Source organism: Rhizobium sp. PEPV16, from assembly GCF_008919455.1.
Lineage (GTDB): Bacteria > Pseudomonadota > Alphaproteobacteria > Rhizobiales > Rhizobiaceae > Rhizobium > Rhizobium leguminosarum_Q.
In genome coordinates, this window is the sequence record NZ_VSZV01000296.1 from 21,695 (window position 1) to 28,329 (window position 6,635).

Here is a 6,635-nt window from a genome sequence, read left to right on the forward strand (position 1 = left end):
GCGCGGTCGCTTGACGCTATTCTCTGCCTCTGAACCGGCGCTGATAGGCCGGATCGTAGAGCGAACTTTCGCGGAAATCTTCCACTGCCAACGAAGGGCCGACGAAGATGATCGCTGTGCGTTCGATCGGTTCGGCGGCAACCTTTGCTTCGATATCGGCGAGCGTGCCGCGCAGGATGCGCTCGTCCGGCCAGGAGGCCTTGACGACGATTGCGACAGGGCAGTCGACGCCGTAAAGCGGCGTCAACTCTTCGACCACTTGCTTCAGCGTGTGGATTGCCAGATGGATCGCCAGCGTGGCGCCCGTCGCGCCGAACTTCGCCAGTGTTTCGTCGTTCGGCATCGGTGAAGCGCGGCCGGAAACGCGGGTCAGCACCAGGCTTTGGGCCACGGCCGGGATCGTCAGCTCTCGGCCGAGGGCTGATGCTGCGGCGGCAAAGGCCGGAACGCCTGGCGTCATCGTATAATCGATGCCGTGTTTTTGAAGCCGGCGCACCTGCTCGGCGACTGCACTCCAGACAGAGAGATCGCCGGAATGCAGCCGGGCGACATCCTGGCCGGCCGCGGCAGCGCGAAGATATTCCGCCTCGATCTCGTCGAGCGACATCGGCGCCGTATCGACGATACGTGCGTCCAACGGACAATATTGCAGCAGTTCGGGCGAGACGATCGAGCCGGCATAAAGGCAGACCGGGCATCGGGCGATGAGATCGCGGCCACGCACCGTGATCAGATCCGCAGCACCTGGTCCCGCGCCGATGAAATGCACCGTCATCTCGTCATCCTTTCGTCCAGCGCCACTGCGTTACCGGCATGGCCGGCCGCCAGCCGCTCATGCCGCCGACGGGCTTTGCGCGCGATATTTCGATCCGCGTGAGGAAGCCGCCGTGTTTGCCATGTTCGCCGAGCAGAACCGCTTCCATTTCCAGCGTCACGGCATTGGCAACGAGCCGCCCTCCCCGCTTCAGCGCGACAATCGCCGTGTCGACAACACCCGGTTCGCTGCCGCCGCCGCCGAGGAAGATCACATCCGGTTCCGGCAGGCCGTCCAGCGCATTGGGTGCTGCACCTTCGACGACGGCAAGATGCGGCACGCCAAAGGCAGCTGCATTGCGGGCGACACGTGCGGCCCGTTCCGACGACTGCTCGACGGCGATCGCCTTCAGCGACGGATCGGCCAGCATCCATTCGATGCCGATCGATCCCGAGCCCGCGCCGATATCCCAGAGCAGTTCGCCATGACGTGGCGCGAGCGCCGAAAGCGTCATCGCTCGGATTTCGCGTTTGGTGATCTGCCCATCATGCTCGAACAGCTCATCCTCGATCCCGGCAGCAAAAGGCAGAATGCGTGCCCCCTCCCCTGCCGCAACATCGACAGCGCAGACATTCAGCGGATCGATGCCCAGGAGGTCGAAACCCGTCGCCGGGGCACTTCTCTGCCGTTCCCGAACGCCGCCCAGCGCCTCAAGCACCGTAAGCCGTGACTGACCGAAGCCAGCAGCGGTCAACAGCGCAGCCAGATCGCCGGGGCCTTTCTCGTCCGAGGTCAGCGCGATGATGCGCCGTCCGGGGTGCAGATGCGGCCTGATCAGATCGATCGGCCTTCCATGCAGCGAGATCGCTGCGACGTCCTGCAGCGGCCAGCCAAGGCGAGACGCGGCAAGGCTGAAGGCCGAGGGCGCGGGGATGGTGCGCATCTCTTCCGCCGCCACATGGCGGGAGAGCGTTGCGCCGGCGCCATAGAGAAAGGGATCGCCGGAGGCGAGCACGACAACCGGGGTGCCGCGCCTTTCGAGGATAGCCTTGACCGAGCGCTCGAACGGGCTCTGCCAGGAAAGCCTTTCGCCTGTGATCAGCGAGGCAGCGAGTGCATGATGCCGCGCTCCGCCGAAGACGGCAGGTGCGGTCGCAATCAGCCTCCTTGCTTCCTCGCCCAGCCCTTCTGGACCATCTTCGCCGATGCCGATAATAGTCAGCCAGCGCTGGCTGGACGCAGGAGAGACATCAGACATGGGAAGACCCCGCATCTTGATCCTCGGCGGCTCCAGCGAGGCGCGGCTGCTGGCCGAGGCGCTGGCGGAGCGTGATGACTGCGATGTTTTGATGTCGCTTGCCGGCCGCACCGAAAAACCGGCCACCCAGCCTGTTCCGGTTCGCATCGGCGGCTTCGGCGGTGTTGCCGCACTTGCCGATTTCCTGAAGGCCGGCGGATATGACCTGTTGATCGACGCCACGCACCCCTTCGCCGAGCGCATTTCGGCCAATGCCGCTTTTGCGGCTGAGACCACGGGCATCGCTGCCATCGCTCTGCGCCGTCCCCAATGGCAACGCGTGGCCGGCGATCGCTGGCGGGACGTGCGGAGCATTCCGGCTGCCATTGAAGCGCTCGGCCCCTCCCCCCGCCATGTCTTCCTGGCGACGGGCCGGCAGGGCGCGCATCATGCGGAAGCCGCGCCGCAACATCACTACCTCGTTCGCAGCGTCGATCCCGTCGAACCGCCGCTTGCACTTGATAATGTCGATTATGTCCTTGAGCGGGGTCCGTTCACGCTGGAAGGCGAAAGCGATCTGCTGACGCAGCACGACATCGACGCCATCGTCGCCAAGAACAGCGGCGGTCTCGCCACCTATGCGAAGATCGAGGCCGCCCGCCTGCTCGGTATCGAGGTGATGATGGTCGCGCGCGCGCCGGACTCGATCGTCAAGGCGGTCGAAACTGTCGAGGCGGCGCTGGCGGCGATCGATCACCTGTTTCCCCCCGCCATGAAGCGCGGCGTATAGACGAGGTCCAGTCTGCCCGGCCGCGTGACGATGCGTGTCTCGGCCGAGCCGATGATGATGCAGGTCGCCATATCGGCAATCGACGCATCTGCCTGCGAAAGCTGCTGGACGGCGATGCGTTCGTCCGGTCGCCCGGCCGCCCGCCCGAAAATAACCGGTGTTGCTGCAGGCAGATGGTCACGTAACAGCTTGAAGGCTTCGCCGAGCTGCCAGGGCCGCGCCCGGCTGATCGGATTATAAAGCGCGATGACAAAACCTGCCTTTGCCGCCGATAGAAGACGGTTTTCTATTATATTCCAAGGCTTTAGGTTATCAGACAGCGATATGGCACAGAAATCATGGCCAAGTGGAGCGCCTGCTCTTGCCGCCACTGCCAGCATCGCCGTGATGCCGGGCAGGATGATGAGATCGACCGCGCGCCACGCGGCCGGCCCGTTCTCGATCGCTTCGCAGACCGCGGCCGCCATGGCGAAGACGCCGGGGTCGCCGCCGGAGACGACGCAGACCTTGGCGCCATCAGCCGCCATGGCGAGTGCGGCCCCTGCCCTGCCGAGCTCCTCGCGATTGTCCGAGGCATGCCGCAGTTGATCGTGGCGGAGCTCCAGCCTGTCGAGATAAGGTCCGTAGCCGAAGAAATCCGTCGCCGCATCGACAGCGGCCAGCGCTTCCGGCGTCATCTGCTCGGGGTTGCCGGGGCCGGTGCCGATCACGTAAAGCCTGCCGCTCATCGGCTGCCCTCCCAGCCCGGCACCAGCACGAGCGAAAAATACGGTGCATCGCCGTCGGTCCTGTCGGCAAGCTTTTCCATCGCCGCATTCGCCATGGTGCCGCGCTCGACATAGACGGCTTCCGCAAGCCGGCCGGCGGCCGCCAGTGCCCGGCGGATCTTCGGCAGATTACGGCCGACCTTCATGATGACGGCGGCTTGCGTATCGGCAAGGCGGCGCGTCAGCTCGGTCTCGGCCATCGTACCGGGCAGTACGGTAAGCACGTCGTCGCCCTGGACGATCGGCATGCCCGCCAGCGACCAGCAGCCCGACATGGCGCTGATGCCCGGGATCACTTCCGTGGGGTAGCGTTGGGAAAGCCTGACATGCAGGTGCATATAGGAGCCGTAGAAGAGCGGATCACCTTCGCTGAGAACGGCGACAGTCAGCCCGGCATCGAGATGCCCGGCAACAGCTTTGGCAGACAGATCATAGAATTGGGTGATCAGCCTCTGATAGCGTTCGTCGTTCTTGTCGATCTCGGTCGTCACCGGATAATAGAGCGGCAGCAGCGTCACCCCGGATTTCAGCAGCGGCTCGACGATCGCCTTGCCGTTGCCGCCCCTGCCCTGCTTGGCGAAATAGGCGATCACATCAGCGCCTTCGATGGCGCGCACGGCTTTGAGGGTGAGGAGCTCCGGATCGCCGGGACCCGTGCCGACGCCGATAAGACGGCCGCTTGTCGTCATAGGCCCGGCCTCGCCAATGCATTGATGGCGGCTGCCGTCATGGCGCTGCCGCCGAGCCGGCCGCGGACGATGGCAAAGGGTACGCCGTAGGAATTTTCCGCCAATGCATCCTTCGATTCCGCCGCGCCGACGAAGCCCACGGGCATGCCGAGGATCGCCGCGGGTTTCGGGGCGCCGTCGCGCAGGAGTTCGAGCAGATGGAAGAGGGCGGTCGGTGCATTGCCGATCGCGACAACGCTGCCGCCGAGCCGATCGAGCCAGAGATGCATGGCGGCGGCCGAGCGCGTATTGCCGGTCTCGCGCGCAAGCTCCGGTGTTGCGGGATCGCGCAACGTGCAGATCACCTCGTTCAGCGCCGGCAGCCGTGCCCGGGTCACACCCTGGGACACCATTTCCGCGTCGCAGAAAATCGGCGCCCCACCCTTCAGCGCGTCGCGCGCCGCGCTGACGAAATCGGCGGAGAACAGGAAATGCTCCGCCGCTTCGACCAGCCCGCAGGCATGGATCATGCGCACGGCGATTTCGGCTTGATCTTCGGTGAAGCGCGAAAGATCGGCCTCGGCACGGATAATGGCAAAGGAACGCTCGTAGATCGCATCGCCGCTGCGGATATAATCGTAGTCTGGCATTCCTATTCCTGTCGCAGCGCCTTCGAAACGCCGGTTGCGCCAAGCCGTGTAAGGCAGGCGGCGGTCGATTCGCCAGCGTCTTTGTTGTCTTCGATGGACCGGGCGAGCCTCTCTATAGCGAAATCGATCCGACCGCCAGCGATCCGTTCGTCCGGCAGATCCGCAGCAAGCCCATTGAGGATGAGGCCATAACCTTCCGCCGAGCCCGTCAGGGTCAGCGCCGGCCGGGCATGAGCGCAGCCCTTGGCGCAGCCGGATAGATGCAGCGTCAGCGAACCGTCGAAAAGGGCAGGTGCTGCGGCGATGAGCCGGCGCGCCATGGCTCGCGTCTCGTAAAAGGCGGAACCGCAGGCGCCGGCGCCGGCACAGGCGGCGATATGCTCGCTGTTCTCACCAGGCTGGGTGCTGAAGCCATGTCTGGCTGCGGCGATCTGGATAGCCGGCACTATATCGGCGGAAAGCCCGATGAAGAAAAAACCGCGACCGGGCGCAAGCCGAATGGCTGTTGCGCCAAGGGCTGTTGCCAGATCGAGCAAAGCGACCAGATCGGAGGCTCTCATCTGCCCGAATTCCGGCCGGACGCCGAGTATGGTTTTGCCGTCCTCAAGCCTGTGCGAGCCGGCAAGCGGCATCCCTGCCGCGCGTGAAGGCATGACCTGAATGCCATCCATCGCGGGAAAACGCGTCCGCAGAAGCGCCGGATCGATATCCCTTGTCCGTCTACCCTGCCCGAGGATTGCCAACAAGCTCAGAATTTCGCCGACGGCAGATATCGCCGCTTCCTCAGGACCGATCGCGATCGGCATTGCAGTTTCACCGTCGCCATCGAGCGCGACAAGCCATTCCGCGCGGGATTGCGCGACGATACGGATATCGGCCGACAGTGCCGACAAGCCGAAGGATCCGCCGCCGTCGACAACGAGCGAGAGCTTCGGCGCGAGCCGTGGCGACGCAAGCAGATCGTGGAGCATGCTGCGCAAGGCCATTTCCATCGCGGCCGGATCGCTTATCTCTTCCGGGTCGATGCCGTGCAGCGGCGATGTCTCGATCGCCGGCCCGTCCGGCACGGTGATCCCGGCGGCATCGATATCGGCGGCGAGCTGTCCGACGGTCTCAGCCCGAAGGCCGCGGATCTGCAGATTGCCGCGGGCGGTGATTTCGAGAATGCCGTTTCCATGGGCCGCGGCCGAGCGGGCAAGGCTTGCGAATTGCGACAGCGTCAACGCGCCGCCGGCCGGCCGCAGCCGTACCAGCAAACCGTCGCCGGTCGGCATGGGCGCCGCAAGCGCGGGGCAGGCGCCGCGCCTACGCATCTCCGCCGCCGGGCGATCGTGCAGATCCGCCTCGCCCGTCCTGTCGCTCGCCTTTGCGGCCTCAATGCTCATTCTCGATCCTCTGGCCACTTCTTACATGATCGCAACCGGGCCGGCAAAGCATGCTGGAAAGGCTTCGGAGTGGCTATTCGTCGAAATCCCGTCCCTTGCGCAGGAGATAAATGTCCATGATCCAGCCGTGCCGCTGCCTGGCGTCGGCCCTGAGCCTCACAATGTCGGTGGCGATATCGCCAAGTCGTCCTGATCTGACGATCTCATCCTTGGTACCGAGATAGGCGCCCCAGAAGATCTCGGCATCGGGATCGTCGATCTTCGCAAAAGCCTGTTCGCCGTCAAGCATGACGACGGTGCTGTCGGTCAGAAGCCCGTCCCGCGCCAGCCTGCGCCCCGTGGTGATCTCCATCGGTTTGCCGACGAGGTTGACCGGGATTTTGT

General features: G+C 64.7%; 7 protein-coding genes and 1 pseudogene. 1 reads left to right on the forward strand and 7 read right to left on the reverse strand.

All coding sequences use genetic code 11. The features are described 5' to 3' along the window. Positions 1-16: 16 nt before the first annotated feature. Together cobM and cbiE are read right to left on the reverse strand one after the other, a co-directional pair. Positions 17-775 carry a precorrin-4 C(11)-methyltransferase gene (cobM, locus tag FY112_RS14805; protein WP_151518696.1) on the reverse strand — a complete coding sequence of 253 codons (759 nt, stop codon included), beginning with the start codon at positions 773-775 and terminating at the stop codon, positions 17-19. 4 nt (positions 776-779) lie between these two features. Further along, positions 780-2,012: a precorrin-6y C5,15-methyltransferase (decarboxylating) subunit CbiE gene (cbiE, locus tag FY112_RS14810; protein ID WP_151518698.1), complete on the reverse strand. Its 1,233-nt coding sequence runs from the start codon at positions 2,010-2,012 to the stop codon at positions 780-782. On the opposite strand from cbiE, the gene FY112_RS14815 reads away from it, so the two are divergent. Then, positions 2,011-2,781: a cobalt-precorrin-6A reductase gene (locus FY112_RS14815; protein WP_151518700.1), complete on the forward strand. Its 771-nt coding sequence runs from the start codon at positions 2,011-2,013 to the stop codon at positions 2,779-2,781. The genes cbiE and FY112_RS14815 overlap by 2 nt on opposite strands. On the opposite strand, the gene FY112_RS14820 is transcribed toward FY112_RS14815, so the two are convergent. The 5 genes and pseudogenes from FY112_RS14820 to FY112_RS14840 all read right to left on the reverse strand — a co-directional run. Beyond that, complete coding sequence (locus tag FY112_RS14820; protein ID WP_131621328.1) at positions 2,745-3,509, reverse strand: precorrin-3B C(17)-methyltransferase; 765 nt, start codon at positions 3,507-3,509, stop codon at positions 2,745-2,747. The genes FY112_RS14815 and FY112_RS14820 overlap by 37 nt on opposite strands. After that, positions 3,506-4,237: a precorrin-2 C(20)-methyltransferase gene (locus FY112_RS14825; protein ID WP_017957769.1), complete on the reverse strand. Its 732-nt coding sequence runs from the start codon at positions 4,235-4,237 to the stop codon at positions 3,506-3,508. Before FY112_RS14825 ends, FY112_RS14820 begins: the two co-directional genes overlap by 4 nt. Next, positions 4,234-4,866, reverse strand: a complete 633-nt coding sequence (locus FY112_RS14830) for a precorrin-8X methylmutase (RefSeq protein WP_017957770.1) — start codon at positions 4,864-4,866, stop codon at positions 4,234-4,236. The genes FY112_RS14825 and FY112_RS14830 overlap by 4 nt, the downstream gene beginning before the upstream one ends. 2 nt (positions 4,867-4,868) lie before the next feature. Then, on the reverse strand, positions 4,869-6,251 hold the full coding sequence (gene cobG / locus FY112_RS14835) for a precorrin-3B synthase (RefSeq protein ID WP_151518702.1): 1,383 nt from the start codon (positions 6,249-6,251) through the stop codon (positions 4,869-4,871). A gap of 73 nt (positions 6,252-6,324) precedes the next feature. Then, a pseudogene (locus FY112_RS14840) lies at positions 6,325-6,635 on the reverse strand (precorrin-6A synthase (deacetylating)); the annotation flags it as partial.